The sequence below is a fragment of the Sandarakinorhabdus sp. genome, from assembly GCF_032115815.1.
GTDB lineage: Bacteria > Pseudomonadota > Alphaproteobacteria > Sphingomonadales > Sphingomonadaceae > Sandarakinorhabdus.
Genome location: NZ_JAUMBI010000269.1, coordinates 1 through 1,568 on the forward strand (window position 1 = coordinate 1; position 1,568 = coordinate 1,568).

Consider the following 1,568-nt stretch of genomic DNA (forward strand, 5'->3'; position numbering starts at 1 on the left):
GGTGTGGCCCACGAAGCTGGCAACATTGGGCGCAATGCCCTTCTTCTCCAGCACGTTCAGATACTCACCCAGCGTGGTCCAGCTGATCGGATATTTGATGTCGTCCTGCCTGAGCGCGCCCAGCCGTTTCATCTCCGGATTGAGCGGGCCCATCGACGTGCCTTCGCCCATGATTTCCAGCGTGACGCCCTGGCGGATATCACTCTGCGCGCGGCCGTCGATCAGCAGGCTCTCGGTCGCCCAGCTCAGCATGTTGACGAAGCCCGGCGAGACAGCCTGGCCCTTCACATCGGTCACGGTCGCGCTGCTGGTGACGGCGGCGGGCGCGGCGCCCTTGCCGATGCCGGTAATGCGGTCGCCCTCCATCGCCAGCCAGCCGGCATAAGGCGCATCGCCCGAACCATCGACGATCAGGCCGCCGGTGAGGACGACGGGTTTCGCGAGTGCAGATGAAGCCATCAAAACAGCGGCAAAAGCCAATATACGCATGATCTTTCCCCTTTGGGTGTTGATGGCAGCTTATGGCGCGCCGCCGCTGCCAGCAAGGCCGCGCCGATCCGCGCTGTGTGGGTCTTGCAATACACTTACTGAAGATATATCTTAAGTACTCCACACCCCCCATCCGGAGTCGCCCCCATGCACTTCCGTTTCCACTTCGATCGCGATGGCTTCCACAAGGAGTTCGGCGGCCGTTTCGGCAGCCGCGGTGGCCGCTGGGCCGCCTTTGCGCAGCGCTTTGCCGATGAGTTCGGTGATGGCGGCGACGGCCCGCGTCCGCGCCGCCGGCGTTTCGGCGCCGAAGCGCTGAAGATCCTCGTCCTTCACCTGCTGAAGGACGAGCCGCGCCATGGTTACGACCTGATCAAGGCCATCGAGAATCTGTCAGCCGGCCTCTATTCGCCGTCGCCGGGCATGATCTACCCGATGCTCAGCATGCTCGCCGATGAAGGCCTGATCACCGAGGTTGCCGGCGAGGAAGGCCGCCGCCGCTATGCCATCACCGATGCCGGCCGCGCCGCGCTGGAAGAAGCCGAAGCGCAGCTGAAAGACGCGCTGCAGCGCCTGGCCGACATGGCCCGGTGCAACACGAACGACGATCGCGAACCGCTGCGCGAAGCAATGCACGATCTGCGGGCGGCGGCGCGCGACAGTTTTCGCGATGCCGAAGCCCGCGCAGAACGCGCCGAAGCCATCGCCGCCATCCTGCGCGAAGCTGCTGACAAGATCGGCAAGCTCTGACAGTTACTCCACTCGGAAGGGCGGGTGTTGAGTGAACACTCAACACCCGCCCTTCCGGGAAGCACTGTCAGCCGCGTGGCGCCGCCGCCCGTGCCAGGCGATCATTAATCGCCAGCCCCAGGCCTTGGTTCGGCACCGGCGCCACGGCGATCCCGGCGCAGCCGGAGGCTTGTGCGATGTGCAGCAGATCGAACAGGCGGGCGGCCGCTTCGGTGAGGTCACCGTCGGCCGAAAGCGTGGCATCGCCCTTCACAGGGCCGAAGCCGATGTGAAATTCGTCTGGCCACGCCGTCGCCGCCTCCAGCCGCACCGGCTGGTCGGGGGCATAG

The 1,568-nt window shown here is 65.3% G+C and carries 2 protein-coding genes and 1 pseudogene; 1 reads left to right on the forward strand and 2 read right to left on the reverse strand.

All coding sequences use genetic code 11. From position 1 onward, the window contains the following. Window positions 1-459 (reverse strand): annotated as a pseudogene (locus RT662_RS15365) (D-aminoacylase); the annotation flags it as partial. Between the two features lie 177 nt (window positions 460-636). Here RT662_RS15365 and RT662_RS15370 point away from each other — a divergent pair. Next, entirely contained in the window at window positions 637-1,239 is a 603-nt protein-coding gene (locus RT662_RS15370; protein WP_313671565.1) for a PadR family transcriptional regulator, read from the forward strand. Window positions 1,240-1,306: 67 nt separating this feature from the next. Here RT662_RS15370 and RT662_RS15375 read toward each other — a convergent pair. Beyond that, the coding region (locus tag RT662_RS15375) for a Sua5 family C-terminal domain-containing protein (protein ID WP_313671566.1) at window positions 1,307-1,568 on the reverse strand (262 nt) is incomplete at its 5' end.

Excerpts from the sequence above, each read along its gene's own strand:
- RT662_RS15370 (WP_313671565.1), top strand. The coding sequence starts at position 637 with ATGCACTTCCGTTTCCACTTCGATCGCGATGGCTTCCACAAGGAGTTC.